This is a genomic window from Campylobacter ureolyticus, from assembly GCF_013372225.1.
GTDB lineage: Bacteria > Campylobacterota > Campylobacteria > Campylobacterales > Campylobacteraceae > Campylobacter_B > Campylobacter_B ureolyticus.
On sequence record NZ_CP053832.1, the window covers coordinates 1,785,733 to 1,806,633 of the forward strand.

11 protein-coding genes are annotated in these 20,901 nt (G+C 31.7%); 9 read left to right on the top strand and 2 right to left on the bottom strand.

Annotated features, from left to right (window positions below):
* The first annotated feature begins 34 nt into the window (after positions 1–34).
* From trxB to CURT_RS09180, 3 genes are all read left to right on the top strand, one after another.
* Positions 35–970 carry a thioredoxin-disulfide reductase gene (gene trxB, locus CURT_RS09170; protein WP_018713423.1) on the top strand — a complete coding sequence of 312 codons (936 nt, stop codon included), beginning with the start codon at positions 35–37 and terminating at the stop codon, positions 968–970.
* A 228-nt stretch (positions 971–1,198) separates the two neighbouring features.
* A complete protein-coding gene (locus CURT_RS09175) occupies positions 1,199–1,753 on the top strand; it encodes a hypothetical protein (RefSeq protein ID WP_018713424.1) in 555 nt (184 codons plus the stop codon).
* A 3-nt stretch (positions 1,754–1,756) separates the two neighbouring features.
* Positions 1,757–4,246 carry a molybdopterin guanine dinucleotide-containing S/N-oxide reductase gene (locus CURT_RS09180; protein WP_018713425.1) on the top strand — a complete coding sequence of 830 codons (2,490 nt, stop codon included), beginning with the start codon at positions 1,757–1,759 and terminating at the stop codon, positions 4,244–4,246.
* Positions 4,247–4,285: 39 nt separating this feature from the next.
* Here the strand turns inward: CURT_RS09180 and CURT_RS09185 are convergent, their stop codons facing one another.
* A complete protein-coding gene (locus CURT_RS09185; RefSeq protein WP_018713426.1) occupies positions 4,286–6,817 on the bottom strand; it encodes a TonB-dependent hemoglobin/transferrin/lactoferrin family receptor in 2,532 nt (843 codons plus the stop codon).
* Between the two features lie 232 nt (positions 6,818–7,049).
* Here CURT_RS09185 and CURT_RS09190 point away from each other — a divergent pair, with 232 nt between their 5' ends.
* The 4 genes from CURT_RS09190 (at position 7,050) to purF (ending at position 12,944) form a co-directional block, all read left to right on the top strand.
* On the top strand, positions 7,050–10,022 hold the full coding sequence (locus CURT_RS09190; RefSeq protein WP_018713427.1) for a TonB-dependent receptor domain-containing protein: 2,973 nt from the start codon (positions 7,050–7,052) through the stop codon (positions 10,020–10,022).
* 53 nt (positions 10,023–10,075) lie between these two features.
* Positions 10,076–10,804, top strand: coding sequence for a pyridoxamine 5'-phosphate oxidase family protein (locus CURT_RS09195; protein ID WP_018713428.1), 729 nt, complete (start codon positions 10,076–10,078; stop codon positions 10,802–10,804).
* 66 nt (positions 10,805–10,870) lie between these two features.
* Positions 10,871–11,602, top strand: coding sequence for a 4-hydroxy-tetrahydrodipicolinate reductase (gene dapB, locus CURT_RS09200; protein WP_018713429.1), 732 nt, complete (start codon positions 10,871–10,873; stop codon positions 11,600–11,602).
* Position 11,603: 1 nt separating this feature from the next.
* Complete coding sequence (gene purF, locus CURT_RS09205; protein WP_018713430.1) at positions 11,604–12,944, top strand: amidophosphoribosyltransferase; 1,341 nt, start codon at positions 11,604–11,606, stop codon at positions 12,942–12,944.
* Positions 12,945–12,984: 40 nt separating this feature from the next.
* Here purF and ilvD read toward each other — a convergent pair whose 3' ends face one another.
* A complete protein-coding gene (gene ilvD / locus CURT_RS09210) occupies positions 12,985–14,661 on the bottom strand; it encodes a dihydroxy-acid dehydratase (RefSeq protein ID WP_018713431.1) in 1,677 nt (558 codons plus the stop codon).
* Positions 14,662–14,784: 123 nt separating this feature from the next.
* On the opposite strand from ilvD, the gene ypfJ reads away from it, so the two are divergent.
* Complete coding sequence (gene ypfJ, locus CURT_RS09215) at positions 14,785–15,633, top strand: KPN_02809 family neutral zinc metallopeptidase (RefSeq protein ID WP_018713432.1); 849 nt, start codon at positions 14,785–14,787, stop codon at positions 15,631–15,633.
* Between the two features lie 149 nt (positions 15,634–15,782).
* Positions 15,783–20,837 (top strand): S8 family serine peptidase, encoded by a 5,055-nt coding sequence (locus tag CURT_RS09220; RefSeq protein ID WP_176324090.1) that lies wholly within the window; start codon positions 15,783–15,785, stop codon positions 20,835–20,837.
* Positions 20,838–20,901: the final 64 nt, after the last annotated feature.

The window sequence follows — 20,901 nt, forward strand, 5'->3', positions numbered from 1 at the left end:
AAAATAAATTCATAATAAAATTAAAAGGATTGAAATGTTAAATTTAGCTATCATTGGCGGCGGACCAGCAGGTCTTGCAGCAGGACTTTATGCCACAAGAGGCGGACTTAAAGATGTTGTTTTATTTGAACTTGGTATGCCTGGTGGCCAAATCACAGGAAGCTCTGAGATAGAAAACTACCCAGGAGTTGCAACCATAATGGATGGGCTTAGTTTTATGCAGCCTTGGCTTGAGCAATGTTTTAGATTTGGTTTAAAACAAGAGAGTAAAAAAGTTGTAAAAGTTGTAAAAAACAAAGACCAAAGTTTTAGCATTTTTACAGATAGCGGTGATGAGTTTAAGGCAAAAGCTGTTATCCTAGCAACTGGCTCAGAACCTAGAAAAGCAGGCTTTAAAGGTGAAAATGAGTTTTTTGGAAAAGGAGTTAGTACTTGTGCAACATGCGATGGCTTTTTTTACAAAAATAAAGAAGTTGCTGTTTTAGGCGGTGGTGATACTGCGTTAGAAGAAGCGATTTATTTAACAAACATTGTCTCAAAAGTATATTTAATACACAGAAGAGAAGGCTTTCGTGCCGCACCAATAACAGTTGAAAAAGCTAAGAAAAATCCAAAAATAGAATTTGTTTTAAATGCTGTTGTTGATGAAGTTTATGGGGATAACTCAGGCGTTACTGGAGTTAGAGTAAAATTTAATGACGGAAAAACAAGAGAGTTAAAAGTTCCTGGAATTTTTACTTTTGTGGGGCTTAATGTTAGAAATAGTATCATTAAAAATGATGATAAATTTATTTGCAACACAAATGAAACTGGACAAGTAGAGGTTGATTTAAAAATGCAAACAAGCATTAAAGGTCTTTTTGCAGCAGGCGATATCAGACAAGATGCCCCAAAGCAAGTTGTCTCAGCAGCTGGAGATGGCGCAGTTGCAGCACTTAGCGCTATGAATTATATAGAAAACCTACACTAAAACTTAATAATTCAAAGAGTGAATTTACTCTTTGAATTCTACTAATTATAAAAACTTATTTAACTTTTACAATTAAAAAATTATCTTAAAATCATTAATTTTCACTTTAATTTCACTATTTTTAACTCAAATTTCATCTTAAAGTTTAATGCTAGATGAAATAATATTATTTTATATCATATTTATATTATTTGTGATATAATCAATAAAAATTTATAAGGAGGGTATATGAAAAAAATTTTAATATTTGTCTTTGCCTGTGCTTTTGCATTTGCAAATGAGATAGTTTATAGCGATGTTGTAAAGTCTCTTTATGCAGATAAAAGCGATAAAAAGGCTGTCGGAAGGCTACTTCCAACGGCACCTGTAGAGATTTTGGAAAAAGATGGCGATATGCTTAAAATCAAGATCGAGGGCTATATCCAAGATGATGTGAGTGAGGCAATCTACTTTAGCGAGGGAAAAAGGATCCTAAACGCAGCTTTTGGAAAAAATGCAGCCGTAGATGTTAAGGTCTTAGAAAAAGGTGCTTGGAGCAAAGTAAGCGTTGAAGCCTATACCGATGATAAGGATTTTTATAAAGAGCTAAAGCCTATCATGGATAGAGCTGCTGGTATCTACACTGAGAGTTGTTCAATGTGTCATGCTCTTCACAACATTAACGAATACAACGCAAATCAGTGGCCAAGTATATTAAAATCTATGCTAAGTAGAACTGTCATGGATAAAAAAGATAGATTTTTAGTTTCTCAGTATTTACAAAAAACTACTACAAAGGAGTAAAAAATGTCAGTAAATTTATCAAGAAGAAATTCACTTAAAACAATTGGTGCGGCATTTTGTGTGCCATTTTTTATGAAAATGAACCTTTTTGCGGCCGAAAATGCTACTAAAAATTTCAAGATTATTAGAGATGGTGAAGTTATAACAGGAGCTCACTGGGGCGTTTTAAAACTTACCATAAAAGACGGTAAAATCGTAAAAAGCGAGCCTTTAAACAAAACTTCAAGCATAAAAAATCCTCTTCAACACTACACAGCTGATTTGGTTTATGCAAAAGATAGGGTCAAATATCCTTATGTAAGAAAAAGCTATTTAGAAAATCCAGATAGCCCAAAACCTGAACTTAGAGGAAGTGATGAGTGGGTTAGAGTAAGCTATGACAAAGCTATAAAGCTAATTGCAAACGAACTTAAAAAAACAATAAAAGCAAGCGGAAATACTAGTGTTTTTGCAGGAAGCTATGGATGGAAAAGTCCTGGAAATATGCAAAATGCAAGAATCTTACTTCATAGATTTATGAACCAAATAGGTGGTTTTACAGGAACTTTAGGTGATTATTCAACTGGTGCATCACAAATTATTATGCCGCATGTCCTAGGAACAATTGAGGTATATGAGCAACAAACTTCTTGGCCTTTAGTATTAGAAAATGCCGATGTTGTTGTTATTTGGGGTGCTGATCCATACTCAACCTTAAAAATAGCTTGGACTGTAAGCGATGAGCAAGGTTTAAAGTATCTTGAAGAACTAAAAAAGAGTGGAAAAAAAGTTATTTTCATAGATCCTATAAAAAATGCAACTTGCAAATTTTTAAACGCCCAGTGGATAGCACCGTTACCAAATACCGATGTTGCAATGATGCTTGGTATGATGTATGAACTCTATGAGTCTAAAAAATATGACCAAAAATTTATAGAAACCTACACAACAGGATTTGATAAGTTCTTGCCTTATCTTCTTGGAAAAACAGATAATACTCCAAAAACTCCAAAATGGGCTTCCCAAATTTGTAAAATTGATGAAAAAACCATAAAAGAGTTGGCTCATACACTTTATGACAATAAAACTATGATAATGAGTGGATGGGGTATGCAAAGAGCTCATCATGGCGAGCAACCACATTGGGCACTAGTAACTCTTTGTGCAATGCTTGGACAAATTGGAAAGCCAGGATGTGGATTTGGATTAAGCTATCATTACAGTAACGGCGGAACACCTGATGCAAAAGCTGGAATCGTTGGTGGTATAAGCTCAGGTGCTGCAAACGTTGGAACCGGTCAAAGCTGGCTTCAAAAAGCAACTGATTCAGCATTTCCACTAGCTAGAATTTCAGATGCTCTTTTAAATCCTGGAAAAACAATAGATCACAACGGCAAAAAAATAACCTATCCAAAAATTGACTTTATATACTGGGCAGGCGGAAATCCTTTAGTCCATCATCAAAATACAAATGAATTTATTAAAGTTTGGAAAAAGCCACGAACTGTTGTAGTAAATGAAATTTACTGGACTCCAACTGCTAGAATGGCAGATATTGTTATGCCTGTAACTACAATCTATGAAAGAGATGATATTTCTATGATTGGTGATTATGCAAATTTAGGAATAACTCCAATGAAACAAGCTGTTGAAAAAATAGGTGAGAGTAAAAATGACTATGAAATTTTTACCGATTTAGCAGCAGAGTTTGGTGTAAAAGACAAATATACAGAAAATAAAAGCGATATTGACTGGATAAAAGAATTTTATGAAAGCGCAAGAGATCAGGCAAAGAAAATGCAACTTGAAGAGCTAAATGGCGTTGTTATGAAGCCATTTGAGGAATTTTGGGCTGATAATAAGCCTATAACTTTCCTTCAAACTCAAGAGGGATTTGAATATAATAGATATGGCGATTTTAGAGAAGATCCTATTTTAGAGCCACTCGGCACTCCATCAGGCCTAATTGAAATTTACTCAGAAGTAATTGAGAAGATGAATTATGATGATTGTAAAGCTCATCCAACTTGGTTTGAGCCAATTGAATGGCTTGGTATGAAAAACAAACCTGCTGAGTTTCACCTAGTTACTTCTCACCCTGAAGATCGTCTTCACTCTCAGCTAAATAACACAAGTCTTAGAGATGAGTATGCTATCTCAAACCTGGAGCCTATCTGGATAAACAGTGAAGACGCAAAAGCAAAAGGCATCAAAACTGGTGATGCGGTTAGAGTATTTAATGCTAGAGGCGAGGTGTTGGCTGGTGCAAAAGTAACAGATGACATTATAAAAGGTGTTGTTAAACTATGTGAAGGTGCTTGGTACGACCCACTTGATCCAACAAAGGCAAATACTTTGGATAAAAATGGAAGCGCAAATGTCTTAACTATAGATATGCCAACTTCAAAACTTGCAAATGGAAACATCTCTCACACTGGTCTTGTAAATATAGAAAAATTTACAGGCAAAGTTCCTGAGCTTACTATCTTTAAACAACCTAATATAAAAGCTTAAACTCATCCCCTCAAATTTGAGGGGATTTTTATAAAATAATTAAAATTTTACTTCAAATGACAAAGCAAAATTTCTTCCTGGAGATGTAAGTCTTTGCCACCCAGATCCTTCATGATTTTCTTGTTTTGCAATAAAAGACATTGATCCATTTTCTTTTGCCTCTCTTATACTATCCCAAGTTATGTATTTTTTATCAAAAATATTAAATATTCCAGCATTTAATTTAAAATTATCACTCATTCTATATTCAGCCATAAAATCAAAAACTAAAAAAGAATTACTAAGCATAGGATAGCTTTCAAGTTTAATATCTTCTTTCTTGCTAACTCCACTATTATCGTTCAAAAAATACATGGCATCTTTTGGATTTTTAGATTTTTGATATTTTGCACTAAGTAAAATACTAAATTGCCTATCATTATATCCAACCCCCGCCGCAAAAGTTAAAGGAGAAACTCCCATTAATGAACTTCCATCATTTTTTGAGCCTTTTTGATATGAAGCCATAAAAACCCCAAACAAGCCATCTTCAGTGCCTATTCTTGCATTTAACTCCAATCCTTTAATATGTGCTGAATTTATATTTTGATACTGATATCTAGTTCCTATAACTTTGTCACGCCAAACTGTCTCCAAAGTATTAAAATCAAACTCTTCCACTTTTTCAACAATATTACTAACACTATAATCAATAAAATTTTTATATTTGGTATAAAATGCTAATAAGCTAAAAGCTCCATATTTAAAATCAGAACTTAGTTCTATTTCGTGATTAAAGGCTTTTTCAGTTTTTAAATCAAAATTTGATTTAAAATGCTTAGTTCCTTGTATGAATTCAACAAAGCTCTCTTGTATTTTTGGGGCTCTAAAAGCTGTATTAAAACTATATTCTAAAAAAGTATCATCAAAAATTTCATATTTCAATCCAGTGTTGTAGCTAAAATTACTATAAGCTTTATGATCTTGCATATTCCATATTGATTTTGTAGTCTCTTTTGCTAGCTCTCCAGTAGCAGCACCAAGTTTTGAACTAGTTTTAAGATTGTGTTTAATTTTATCGTAGCGAATTCCTAGAATACCACTTAATCTATCATTTAACTGAATATATTCTTTTAAATAAATATAATAATTATCGGTTCTTATAGGTCTCGTATAAATAAAATTTCCATCTAGAACATAAACTTTTCCATCCATAGCAAACCAAGGAAGTTTTAATATTTTCCCATCTAGTGTTAAAAGCTCTTTGGAAAACCAACCGGTTGTTTTTTCTATACCAAGTTTTCCTTTTATTGAAGGAACTAAAATCGGAATTCCATTTTCATCTTTAATTAATTTTTTACCGTTCGCATCATCAAGGCGAATTTCTCTTTTATTTTTGATAAGCTCAGACCAAAAACCGCTATTTTTAAAATTATCTCTTCCAAAACCTAAGCCAAAATAAAAACTATGATATGATGAGCAAATTGGTAAATCAATAGTGTTTAAATTTAAATCAATTTGGCTCTTGTCTTGTTTAATATTAGTACTTCTTTCAAATTTGCTATCTTGATTATTACAATTTCTAAAAACACATGAGTTTTGATTATAAATTTGATTTATAACCTGTTTTGAAAATTGAACTTTTAATTCTTCCAAAAAACTATCGCTTGGCATATATTCATAACTTACACCATAACGTTTATATGGTGTTTTATCTATTGTAAAAGTCTGATTTCTGCTTGCTGGAAAGCTTTTTTCTTCTATTAAGCTATCAATACTTTGTTTTTCATAAAATAAATTTATAAAACTATCATCGCCAAACCTGTATCCAAATTTGGTTAAATATGATTTTGTTCTATACGAGGTGGGATCTGGCAAAATTCTTCCAGCTCCGCAATATTTATTATAATCTTTATTTGCGATATCTTTTCCACAAATATCCAAATCATCAATTTTTCCATTATAATAATTTTTTAATTCACTTCCAACTCTTCTTGTATATTGAAAGAGCCCCTCAAAGCCATTATAAATAAACCCACTTCCTAAAACTTGACGAAATTCACTATTTTTAGACGAATAGGCAGTTTTGCTATAAAATCCAGTTATTTTGCCAGATTCTACAAAATCATGCGCCGATTTTGTTTGCATAAAAACTGCACCACCTAATGCACCATTTCCTGAATTTAATGAATTTGCACCTTTATAGATGTGAATATTGCTTAAATTTTCTATTTCTGTTCCACCTCTTGCACCAGAAATAAAACCTTGTTTTTGATGAAAAGTTGGTACAAAACTTTGTGCAGCTTCAATCCCATCAACTTTTACAGATACTCTATCTTTATCAACTCCACGAATTGTAAAACCATTTACTCCACTTCTACCACCATCGGTGATACTTACTCCTACTTGATTTTTTACTAAATCTTTTTGAGTAGATATTAAAGAAGATCTAATTTTATCGCTATTTATTTGTGTTTGTTTAGCTGAAAGCCTATGGGTTGAAACTTCAATCTCTTCAAGTAAAATATTATCATTTGAAAAACAAATAGATAAAAACATAAAACTAAATATAATGACTTTGTTATTTGGCATAATTTTCCTTAATGTTTAAATTTGGCAAAATTCAGTTATTGTATAAAATTTAATATAAAACAATAATTAATATCATTATGCTTATAATATATGAATTTTTTCTCTGTCACTTCAAAGTCACCATTTACGATATTTAAATTTATTATAATAAAACAATACTATAAGCGAATTTTTATAAAATTAAAGATACAATTTATTTCTTAATGATATTAATTATAAATATAGGTATAAAATGGGGAAAAAACTTCTTTTAATTTTAACAACAAATTTTTTATTCGCACATCAAAATTATGAGCTTAATACCATAGAAGTAAATGCAAATACTATCGATCCAAAAGAAAAAAAGATTGGTAAAACCTTAAAATCAAATCAAATTTTATCTAAAGAACAAGTTGCAGATAGCAAAGACTTAGTTAAATATGAAACCGGAGTTTCTGTTGTAGAAAGTGGCAGATTTGGAACAAGTGGATATACCATTAGAGGAGTTGATGAAAATAGAGTAGCTATAATGATTGATGGTTTATCACAGGCTCAAACAATATCTTCACAAGGATTCAATGAATTATTTATGGGGTATGGAAATTTCAATAACACAAGAAATGGCGTCGAAATAGAAACTCTAAAACAAGCAACTATACAAAAAGGAGCTGATTCAGTTAAGGTTGGCAGTGGAGCACTTGGTGGCTCAATTGTTTTTGAAACAAAAGATGCAAGAGACTACTTATTGGATAAAAATTGGTTTTATGCTTTTAAGACGGGGTATGCTGATAAAAATTATGAATTTTTTACATCGCACACTATTGCCGCAAAAGCAAAATGGTTTGATTTATTAGTAGTAAGAACGGATAGAAATTCGCATCAAATTAAAAATTATGATTATCATAAATATGATGAAACGGTTGGAAAAACTAGAAAAAAAGCAGATCCATATAAAATAACTAAAGATAGCACTTTGATAAAATTTTCTTTTAATCCAAACGATACAAATAGAATAACTTTTGCAAAAGATATGTATGATGTAAATTCAAAAGGACATGATTTTTCTTATACCTTTACACCTAGTAATCTTGGAACAGGTACAGTTAAAAGTAATAGTGATGGATATAGATTTACAGATGATTTTATAAAAAGAAAAAATTTTTCTGTTTCATTTGAAAATTATGATGAAAATTTATTTTATGATTCGGTAAAAATAACTCTTTCGGACCAAAAAATAACAACAAAGGCAAAAACTGATGAAAAATGTCGTGATAAGGATAATTGTGAAACCATATCAAACAAAGCTGGAATAAGCATTAAAGATGGCAAAATTGTTGATAAATGGGGAAAGGAATTTAAAGCAGATGGAAACGGTCTAGATAGAACCATAACAGATAGCAAAGGAAATAAATTTAGCTCAAATTATTTTGATTATTATTCACTCATAGGAAGCGAAAAGGTCTGGTATGATTGTTCTATTTTTAACTGTGACAAACTAGAAGTTAATATTATGGGTCAATATGGCAAAGTAACTGATGAAAGAAAAGTAATAAACCTAAACCTTAGACAAAAAGACTCAGTAAGTGGAAAAATTTATGGAGCATATGATTGGGATAGCTTGGACCCTCAAACAAGGCCAAAATATTGGGATGCAAAAAAATATGCTGTGTTAATGCCAAGAAGCGATGGTTATTTAAACAGATCGTGGAAAGAAAGAGATTTAAATACAGATACGAAACAAATAAACATAGATTTTACAAAAGAATTTAAACTATATTCTACAAAGCATAGTTTTGAATATGGCGGACTTTTGTCAAAAGAAAAAAAAGAGATGATAAATAATAGTGGCTATGATGGAAGTGACAATAAATGGTGGGCACAACCATTTCAACGTATAGAAAATGGCAAAGGTATTAAATGCGATGTAAGTGGTGGATATAGTGGTTTTGCGTGCCCCAAAACATCGATAAATTCATTTTTAATTCCAGTTGAGGCAATAACAAATGCTTTATATTTTAAAGATTATATTAAATTTAATGATTTTATTGCGCTTGATTTAGCCTATAGATATGATAAAACAAAATATAGAACAAAATATGATCCAAAAACATCTCCAAAAATACCAGATGATATGGTAAAAGGACTTTATATAAAACCAAAATTGTTACCAGATAAAATCGAACACTATACAGGTGGAAAAGCTTGGTGGGAAACAGGTATGACCTTTGAGCAATATAAAAATCTATTAAAAAAAATAGATGAAAATATTAAAAAAAATCAACAAATTCTAAAACAAAACGCACTAGATAATATAAAATATTTTTCGCAACCAAAAGATTTTAACAATGACTCTTATCTTTTTGGACTAGATCTAGATCCTTTTGAGTTTTTAAGAATTCAACTCAAATATTCAAAAGCATTTAGAAATCCAACAAGTGATGAGCTTTATTTTACATATAAGCATCCTGACTTTACTGTGGTTCCAAACTGGAATTTAAATACCGAAATCGCAAAAACAAAAGAATCTGCTATAACCCTATATGATGATTTAGGACATTTTACTTTTAGCGTTTTTAAATCAAACTATAGTAATTTTATTGATTTAAAATATATCGGATCGGAAGTTTTCGAAATTCCAGGAGTGGAAAGACTTAATTATTATAAATATCAAAATGTAAATTATCAAAAAGCAAAAGTTAATGGATATGAGATAGAAGCAAGACTAAACTTAGGTGAAGTTACACAAAATTTTTCTAATTTTTATTTAGGCTTTAAACAGACATTTCAAAAAGGAAAATTTAAAGACGAATATGGCCAAATGCAGCCGATAAACGCAATTGACCCTAAAAAATCTATCTACTCTTTTGGTTGGAGAAACCAAAAATATGGTTTTGATTTATACCTAACACAAGTATCCCAAAAAAAAGCAGAAGATACCTACAATATGTATTGGAAACAAAATGATGAAAAAAGAAAATTTATAAAATATAGAAGTGATAAATACACAATTTTAGATTTTATAACTTTTGCAAAACCAATTGAAAATTTAGCTTTAACATTTGGAATTTATAATATCACAGATAAAAAATATTTATCATGGAGTTCAGCTAGATCAATAAGAGAATTTGGAACAACAAATTTAATAGATCAAAAAACGGGAGGAGGTATTGAGAGATTTTATGAACCTGGTAGAAATTTAAAATTTACTTTTGAATACAATTGGTAAAATTATGGCTAAATTTTAGCTTTATAAAAAAATTATTTAAAAAAGGAAATACAATGGAAAAAAATTTAATCATAGCTCACATGAATGAGCATCACAGCGATGTTTTAGTTAAGCTTTTTAACAAATATTCAAATTTTAATGTAAAAAGTGCGAAATTAGTTGATTTTGATGAAAATGGGATTTTTCTAAACTCAGATAATTTAGAAGCAAAAGTACCTTTTAATACAATAGTTACAGATGGTGATTTTGTAAGTGCTATTAAAAATTTAGCCGCGAGTTTAAAAGAGGATTTTTCTAAAATTAAAAATGAAATTAATGAGTTTAGAAATTCTTTTAAAAGTGTTGTAATTGCGAGTATTTATAATGATCAAGCGATTGCGAGCTACTCACCGCTTATTAAATTTAATGATAATTTTTACATCTACATAAGTGAAATTAGTGAGCATTTTAAAAGCATAAGCACAAATCCTGACAAAATTGAAATTTTATTTTTACAAGATGAAAATGAAGCTGCTTCTATAATACTAAGAAAAAGGCTTACTTATAAGACAAATGCAGTTGAAATTCGAAGAAATAGTGATGAGTTTAATAATGCTTTAGCGAGTTTTTTAAATCAAACTAGTGGAAAAGGTGGAACAAAACAGATCTCAACTATGCAGGACTTTCATCTTTTTAAATTAGAGTTTAAAAAAGGCAGATTTGTAAAAGGATTTGGTGGTGCGTATGATATAAACGGTGATGAGATAAGCCTTCCACATATAAAAAATCCACATAAATTTTAAAAGGATTTTATAAGTTTTTTACTCTAAATTTGTTATACTCGCTACAAATTTGCAAAAAGGAATGTAATGCTAAAAATAGGAATTTATGGCTCAAATGGCAGAATGGGAAAAATGATACAAGAGTGCTTAAAAGAGTATGAAAATGTAAAAGTCGCAGCTTTATTTGATAAAAATAGTTCAAATTTAGAGGATTTTTTCACATCATCAGATGTTGTGATTGACTTTTCTATGCCAGAGGGAACTAAAGCTCTTTTAGAATTCGCTAAAAAAAATCCAAAACCACTTTGTATCGGTACAACCGGACTTAGTAAAGATGAATTAAACTTAATGAAAGAAATTTCAAAAAATATGCCTATTTTATATGCCACAAATATGAGTTTAGGAGTAGCTGTTTTAAACAAACTTGCATTTTTAGCAAGCAAAGCCTTAAGCGAATTCGATGCTGAAATTTTAGAAATGCATCATAGATATAAAAAAGACGCTCCAAGTGGAACAGCCTTAACATTAGCTAAAAATGTCGCAATTGCTAGAAATTTGGACCTTGATAAAGTTAGAGTTAGTGGAAGAGATGGCATAATTGGACAAAGATCAAAAGATGAAATTGCTGTTATGAGCTTAAGAGGTGGAGATATTGTTGGTCGTCACACAGCAGGATTTTATGGAAATGGCGAGTTTATAGAGTTAAACCACACAGCAACATCAAGAGCTACTTTTGCAAATGGAGCCATAAAAGCTGCTATTTGGTTAAGCTCACAGAAAAATGGGCTTTATGATATAAATGATTGTTTAGGACTGTAAAATGTGTGCTATCGTTGGTATAATAAATTCAAAAGATGCTGCAAAAACTGCTTATTATGCGCTTTTTGCGATGCAACACCGTGGACAAGAATCAAGCGGAATCAGTGCAAGTTTTAATCACAAAATAAAAACTCATAAAGCACAAGGCTTGGTTAGCGATATTTTTAATAATGAAATTTTAAACTCTTTACAGGGAAATATTGCAATTGGACATAATAGATACTCAACCGCTGGTAGTAAAGATAGCAAAGATGCACAGCCTATTTGGGCTAGTTATTTGCTTGGCGAAATATCAATAGCACATAATGGAAATTTGATAAATAAAGATGAAATTAGGCAAAATTTAATAAAAGAGGGTGCAATATTTCACTCAAATATGGACACCGAAAATATAATTCATTTGATTGCTAGAAGTAAAAAAGAGCACTTGCAAGAGCGAATTATAGAGGCTTTAAATATTATAAAAGGAGCCTATTGCCTTCTTATAATGAGTAGATCAAAAATATTTGCCATAAGAGATAAATATGGAATTAGACCTCTTAGTATAGGAAAATTAAAAGATGGCGGATATATAATCGCAAGTGAGACCTGTGCTTTTGACTTAGTTGGTGCTACTTTTGTGCGTGATGTAAAGCCAGGTGAAATGATTATTTTTGAAGAAGGAAGTGATGATTTTGAAAGTATAATGCTATATGAAGAAAAAACTCCTAGAATTTGCGCTTTTGAATACATATACTTTGCAAGACCAGATAGCGTTATAGATGGAAAAAATGTTTATGAAGTAAGAAAAAATTTAGGAAAAACTTTGGCTTTAAAAAATAAAATAAAAGCTGATCTAGTAGTTCCTGTGCCAGATAGTGGAGTGCCAGCAGCACTTGGTTTTTCGAATGAAAGCAAAATCCCTTTTGAAATGGCAATAGTTAGAAACCACTATGTAGGAAGAACCTTTATAGAGCCAACCCAAGAAATGAGAAATTTAAAAGTAAAATTAAAGCTAAATCCTATGAGTGAGGTTTTAAAAGGAAAAAGTATTATTGTAGTCGATGATAGTATAGTTAGAGGAACGACTTCTAAAAAAATAGTTGAACTTTTAAAACATGCTGGAGCTAAAGAAGTTCATCTTAAAATAGCTGCTCCAAGAATAAAATTTCCTGATGTTTATGGTATAGACACACCTACAAAAAATGAGTTAATAAGTGCAAATTTAAGCGATGATGAAATTTTAAAATACACAGGGGCTGATAGTTTAGAGTTTTTAGAAATAGATGAACTAAAAAATGCTATAGGGAATGAAAGAGAATATTCACTCGTTAGTTTTGATGGAAACTACTTTGTAAAATAAATAATTTAAGAAGTGCAATAAATACTGCACTTCTTAAAGCTTAAGCCTCCAAAATCGCCCCATTACTTGCATTGGTAACTAACTTTTGATACTGTCTTAACCAGCGAGAACTTACTTTTTTGCCCTCATATTTCCACTCTTTGCGACGTTTTGCAATTTCATCGTCGCTTAAACGGACATTTATAGAGTAGCTATCAACATCAATATCTATAATATCGCCATCTTTTAAAAGTCCTATCATTCCGCCCTCTGCTGCTTCTGGGCTTACATGACCGATTGAAAATCCTCTTGTAGCACCGCTAAATCTACCATCTGTTATAAGTGCCACATCAGCTCCAAGACCTCGGCCCATTATAAGACTTGTTGGACTTAACATCTCTTGCATTCCAGGACCACCTTTTGGACCTTCATAGCGAATTACCACAACATCGCCCTTTTGAACTTTTCCACTTGAAATTCCACTAATTGCTTCATCTTGTGAGTTAAAGCAAATTGCTTTTCCACTAAATTTACGCTCTCCAACAATACCAGCTGCTTTTATAACACACCCTTGCTTTGCTAAATTTCCAAATAAAATCGCCAAACCACCTACTTTTGAATAAGGCTTATCAACACTTTTTATGATATTATAATCAGCTACTTTATGGTTTTTTACGCGCTCACTCATCATCTCACCAGTTACTGTTAGATTATCAAGATCAAGCATGCCATTATCTCTTTTTGAAATTTCATTTAATATAGCAATTATTCCTCCAGCTCGTGCAATATCCTGCATATGCACGCTTGGAAGACTAGGAGCTACTTTTGCAATGTGGGCTATATTTTTACTGATCTCATTTAACTCTTTTATATCAAGCGCACACCCTGCTTCACGGCTAATTGCTAGCATATGCAAAATTGTATTTGAGCTTCCACCCATTGCCATATCGCAGACAAAAGCATTTCTAATAGCTTTTTTATTTAAGATATTTTTTATTTTAAATTTATCATCAAGTGCGATTTTACAAATCCTTCTAGCTGCAGCTCTTGCTAGCTCTTCACGCTCGGGAGTTAGCGCCAAAATTGTGCCATTACCAACCAAAGCTATTCCCATCGCTTCACAAAGTGAATTCATAGAATTTGCTGTAAACATTCCACTACAGCTTCCACCACCTGGACAGGACTCACACTCAAGCATTTTTAACTTTTTTTCATCGATTTTACCAACCTCATAAGCTCCAACGCCTTCAAACACACTATTTAAATCAAGCGCTTCCCCACTATCTTTATCAACTCCAGCAGCCATTGGACCGCCACTTATAAACACAGTAGGAACATTTACTCTCAAAGCTCCCATTATCATGCCAGGAACAATCTTATCACAGTTTGGTATGCAAATAAGCGCGTCAAGTGCGTGAGCATTCATCACGGTTTCTACTGAATTTGCTATTAATTCACGGCTTGGAAGTGAGTAAAGCATCCCCTCATGTCCCATCGCAATACCATCATCAACGCCTATACAGTTAAACTCAAAAGGTACACAACCATTTTTTCTTATCTCATCTTTTATAATTTGACTAAATTTATTTAGAAAAAAATGCCCTGGAATTATCTCTATAAAACTATTTGCAACACCGATAAATGGTTTATCAAAATCCTCATCCCTAAGCCCTGTCGCTCTTAAAAGTGAGCGGTGAGGGGCTTTTGTGTAGCCTTTTTTAATTATATCACTTCTCATAAGCTCTCCTAAATTTAATTCTTATATTTTATCAAAAAAATAATTCAAAAAACTATATTAAGATATTTTTTGGTTAAATTTAAAATAATTTGTTACAATTGTTTTTTTATAAAAGGTTTAAAAATGAAATGGCGAGATCAAAAATCAAGTAGTAATATAGACGATAGAAGGTTTCAAAAAACTCCTGCTAGTATGGTAAATTTACAGGTTTTAATACCACTTATCAGATGGCTTTTAAAAACAAAATTTGGAAGAGTTGTGTTACTAATAGGCGTTATAGCTATGTTTTTAGGATACAATCCACTTGCTTTAATTTCTACTGGCGGAGTTCAAAATGCACAAATTTCAAAAGATGATGATAAATATGCACAATTTATAGGAGTTGTTTTAGCACAAACCGAAAATATATGGAATAAACAATTTCAAATAATAGGAAAAAATTACAAAGAACCAAAACTTGTGCTTTTTAGAGGTGCCGTTCAAAGTGGATGTGGATTTGCGAACTCGCAAGTTGGACCATTTTACTGTCCAGCCGATCAAAAAATCTATATCGATTTAAGTTTTTTTGATGAGTTAGCCAATAGACATAACGCTCCAGGAGATTTTGCAAATGCTTATGTTTTAGCTCATGAAGTAGGCCATCATGTGCAAAATTTACTAGGAATTTTATCTCAAGCAAATAGAGAAAAACAAGGAAAAAATAAAAAAGATCAAAACGCTATACAAGTAAAAGTTGAACTTGGGGCTGATTGTTTAGCCGGTGTTTGGGCACATTATCTTGATGATATTTTAGAAGATGGGGATATAGATGAAGCCTTAAATGCAGCAAGCATGATAGGCGATGACACACTTCAAAAACAAGCTAATGGATATGTTGTGCCTGATTCTTTTACTCACGGCTCAGCTATGCAAAGAAAAAATGCTTTCTACAAAGGCTATAAAAGCGGAGACATATCGATATGCAAATTTTAAAATTTTTTTATTATGTTTTTTAAATATCATTTAGTTTAATATATTAAATTTACTTTAAATATATACATAGATAAAAGATAATTTAGCTAGTTTTTATTTATTTTCAAGTAAAATGGCAATTTATTTATATTTTATTTAAAGGTGATTTTATGCCCAGTAAAAAAATACTTAATATTTTAGCCTTAGGTTTGATAAATCTAACATGTTTTGCCAATGATGGATTATCAAACGTAAGTCAGTTTAAGGAAATTTTAGATAAATCTTATGATTTAATTAATTTAGACAATGTTCGGCAAAATAGCCCGGAAATGGATGGTAGTGGTGTTATAGTTGGTATTTTAGACACAGCTATAAATACAAACCACCCTAGTTTTGAAGGAAAACATCTAGGAACTGAGGGTGTTCTTTTCCAAAATTCATGGAACGGTCAAAGAAAAGGTAATCATGGAACTCATGTCGCAGGTATAATTTTAGGTAAAAAAATAAACGATAATGAGCCTTATGGTGTAGCCCACAATGCTAAATTTTATAATTTAGGAGCAATAGAAGAAAAACACTATAATGATATAGGAGGAAATAATATAAACAATGCCTTTAAAGATAAGGGCATAAAAGTCATCAATCATAGTTGGGGAAAAGGTCTTTATCCACTGATAGATATGCAACTTAAAGGCAATAGATATAGAGATCTCTTACCAGACATAAAGTCACAATATCCACAAATTTGGGGTCATAAAAATAAAATAGATTATGAACTTGTTAGGTGGTTAGCTGGTAAAAATACACAAGATTTGATAGCTCTTTCTAAGGACGATAAAATTTTAAATGTTTTTGCTGCTGGAAACTCAGGAATCATTTCATCTTCAGTTGATTCTATAGTTCCATCTTATGATGAAGATATAAGAGCTTGGCTTAATGTAGGAAATTTAAATGCATTAAATGCTGAAAAAAATGCAGATGGAAGTATAACTTTAAAAAATGATTTTAAAATTAGTTGGAATGATGCTAAATCAAAAGATTATTATGGAAGACCTATTCGATGGACTGGTGTGGATGGTTCACTAATTAGTTCGCAGCTTTTTGTAGGCTCGACAAATTATTCACTTCTTGCTCCAGGATATCAAATTTTAGCAGCAAATGCCGACCTATCCGCAACTAACAAAGAAAAATATATTCCTATGACAGGAACATCTATGGCAGCTCCTATGGTAAGTGGTGCAGCAGCTTTAGTAGCTCAAAAATATCCTTTCCTAGATGGGGCTGGGATAGCTGATGTTTTACTAACAACTGCAAATAAAAATTTAAATTTACCAGATGTTGTCCTAAAAGCAATAGAAGGCGGAAGTTCTGGATATTATGTAGTTTATTTAAATAAAGAAATTCCTAGAAACCTTGATGGAACAATAAATGAAAATGAAGTAAGACAAGATTTATTAGCAATGGGAATTCCTAATTCAAACGATGATATTACTGTTACAAAAATTTTAACTAATGTAAAAGATAAAACTGGTAAAATTTCTGATAAATTTGTTGTCAAACTAACACAAGAAGAATATGCTGGTCAAGGTGTTTTAGACGTAGAAAAAGCATTAAAGGGTCTAGCTATTTTAGATCTTAATAGGCTAAATGATAAAGATATAGAAAAATTTAAAGATGAAAATACGGCATTTTATACTATCGATACTAAAGGTCATAACGGCGAGTTTTCAAATGACATTTCTCAACAAACTTGGCTTGATAGCAGACATTTAGAAGATGATGTTGCTATAAACAAATTAAATATAAAATACAGAGATATAAGAAAAATAGGTCTTAAAAAAGAAGGTTTTGGAACTTTAACACTAAGTGGTGAAAATATCTATGAAGGTCCAACTAGAGCAGTAGATGGCACTTTAGAGCTAAAAGGAAACAATAGTAAAAAAGCTAGCATTAAAGGTGATGCCTACGCGGAAAATAATGCTAAATTTATAGTAGATAACGCCAAAATAGAGAAAAATGCTTATGCCAATAAAGGAAATTTAGAGATAAAAAACAATAGTGAAATTTTAGGTAAAACCTATGCTCAAAATAGTGGAATCATAAATTTAATTAAAAACTCTATTTTAAAAACAAGTGAAGTGATTTTAGAAAGTGGAACTCTCACAAGTGATAATGATAAAACAGATGTTAAAGCAACCATAGAAATGAATAGTTTCACAGCTAAAGAAGGTAAAAATAATATAAAAAATTTAAATCTAGATATAAAAGCTAATGCTATTAATAGTGCAAAATCAACACTTGATATACTTGGCAATCTATTTTTTAACTTTACAGCAGCAACCTCTAGTTTTAATAACTTTGGAAATATAAATATAAAAGATAAATTAGAAATCAGATCAAAAACAAATTACACAAACAAATCTGGAAGTACTTTAAATTTAGATACAAAAGATGCTATTTTTTACACTCTTGGAAGTTTTATAAATGAGGGAAAATTAAATTTTAAAACAGATACGATAGATGACTTAGGTCTTATAATAGCTGGTGAAAAAGCCGTCCTAAAAGATACTGAAAAATTAAATGTAAACCTGGTGTCTCCTGCAAATATCGACATTATAAATCAAAAATATCAAGATGGATTAGGTATAGAAATAGTAAGAACAGGTGAGGGTATAGATACAAATATAGCTAAAAATCTTATAACCTTAAACGAGCAAAATAGTGAACTTTTAGAACTATCAACTGAAAAAACAGGTGATGAGAAATCACTTTATTTTGTTATGAATACAAAAAAAGAACATCAAAATAAAACCGTTCAAGATCTTATAAAATCTATAAATGATAGCAAAAAACCAGATATAACAATTCCAAATAATAAAATAGTTGGTAAAAAGTCACACCCAGATCCAACAGATCCAACAGATCCAACAGATCCAACAGATCCAACAGATCCAACAGATCCAACAGATCCAACAGATCCAACAGATCCAACAGATCCAACAGATCCAACAGATCCAACAGATCCAACAGATCCAACAGATCCAACAGATCCAACAGATCCAACAGATCCAACAGATCCAACAGATCCAACAGATCCAACAGATCCAACAGATCCAACAGATCCAACAGATCCAACAGATCCAACAGATCCAACAGATCCAACAGATCCAACAGATCCAACAGATCCAACAGATCCAACAGATCCAACAGATCCAACAGATCCAACAGATCCAACAGATCCAACAGATCCAACAGATCCAACAGATCCAACAGATCCAACAGATCCAACAGATCCAACAGATCCAACAGATCCAACAGATCCAACAGATCCAACAGATCCAACAGATCCAACAGATCCAACAGATCCAACAGATCCAACAGATCCAACAGATCCAACAGATCCAACAGATCCAACAGATCCAACAGATCCAACAGATCCAACAGATCCAACAGATCCAACAGATCCAACAGATCCAACAGATCCAACAGATCCAACAGATCCAACAGATCCAACAGATCCAACAGATCCAACAGATCCAACAGATCCAACAGATCCAACAGATCCAACAGATCCAACAGATCCAACAGATCCAACAGATCCAACAGATCCAACAGATCCAACAGATCCAACAGATCCAACAGATCCAACAGATCCAACAGATCCAACAGATCCAACAGATCCAACAGATCCAACAGATCCAACAGATCCAACAGATCCAACAGATCCAACAGATCCAACAGATCCAACAGATCCAACAGATCCAACAGATCCAACAGATCCAACAGATCCAACAGATCCAACAGATCCAACAGATCCAACAGATCCAACAGATCCAACAGATCCAACAGATCCAACAGATCCAACAGATCCAACAGATCCAACAGATCCAACAGATCCAACAGATCCAACAGATCCAACAGATCCAACAGATCCAACAGATCCAACAGATCCAACAGATCCAACAGATCCAACAGATCCAACAGATCCAACAGATCCAACAGATCCAACAGATCCAACAGATCCAGTGTCTAAACCAAAAGCAAAGCTTCCTAAAGAATTAGATGATGCTAAAGATATATTAAACTCACTATTGTTATCTAATGAGGGAAATATAAATACAGCTATAGTTACAACTATAAGCTTAGCTTTGGAAAATGATGATGCAGCTATAAGAGATGAAAGCATAAGGGTTTTAACTAATTTAGTTAGAGAAGTTAAAAAGAATAAGCCAAATGTGTCTAAGCCTACAAAAACATTTAATATCGAAACAAAAAGAGCAGTAAATAGAGATATGATGCTTAATCCAACTAAAAATAGTCCTATGGTAACAGCTAATGCTATGAAATATTTAGATGGAACAAAGCTTGCCTCGAATTCTGATGATTTAAGATATTTAATCGATTTAATAGATAGAGAAATTTATAAAAATTCATTTAATATTTCAGCTATTGGAGCAAAAAATAATGAATCTGGCCACAGCCACAGTCTTGCAGGTGGAGTTGTAAGCTTTAATAAAATGTTTGATTCAACTCTTGTTGGTGGATATTTCTCGTATGCTAAAGCAGATAGTAACAACGATGTAAGTTTAAAATCAGACCTTTATGAAGTAGGTGCCTATGCTAGACAATATCTTGATAATAATGAGTTTGATTTATCTATAGGTTATGGTTTAGGAAATAATAAAGCTGATTATAATCTAAAACTATTAGCTACAAATTTAAATTATAAAGCTAAATTTGATTCTAGTTACTTAACAGTAGGCACAGCTTATGGATATAAATTTAATGTAAATGATAATTTCAGCATTAAACCATTTATAGGGCTTGATTATTTTGACTATACACAAGATAGTTTTACGGCTTCGACAAATCATAAAGATGTTGGAAATTTAACACAAACATTTGATAAATCTAAATTTAAAAATTTACAGGCAAATTTAGGTTTAGAAATGCTTTATAACAATAAAAATATCACTCTTTATGCAAGACCTTATATCGCAAGAGATATTTATCAAAGAAATAATGGTATGAGATCATATTTTGGATCAAGCAATTATTACTTTATGCTAAATGAAGAAGCAAGGAAAAGAACAAGTTTTGTATTTGACTTTGGTATCCAAACAGAAATATCTAGAAATTTATTTATAAATATAGGTGGCGGTATCTATCTTAATAAAGATGACAAAATTTATAACGGACAAATCGGCTTTACATACAGATTTTAATATCCGTTATTAAATTTAATTAATTAGAGATTTGGATAATTTTTCCAAATCTCTTAAAATTCTA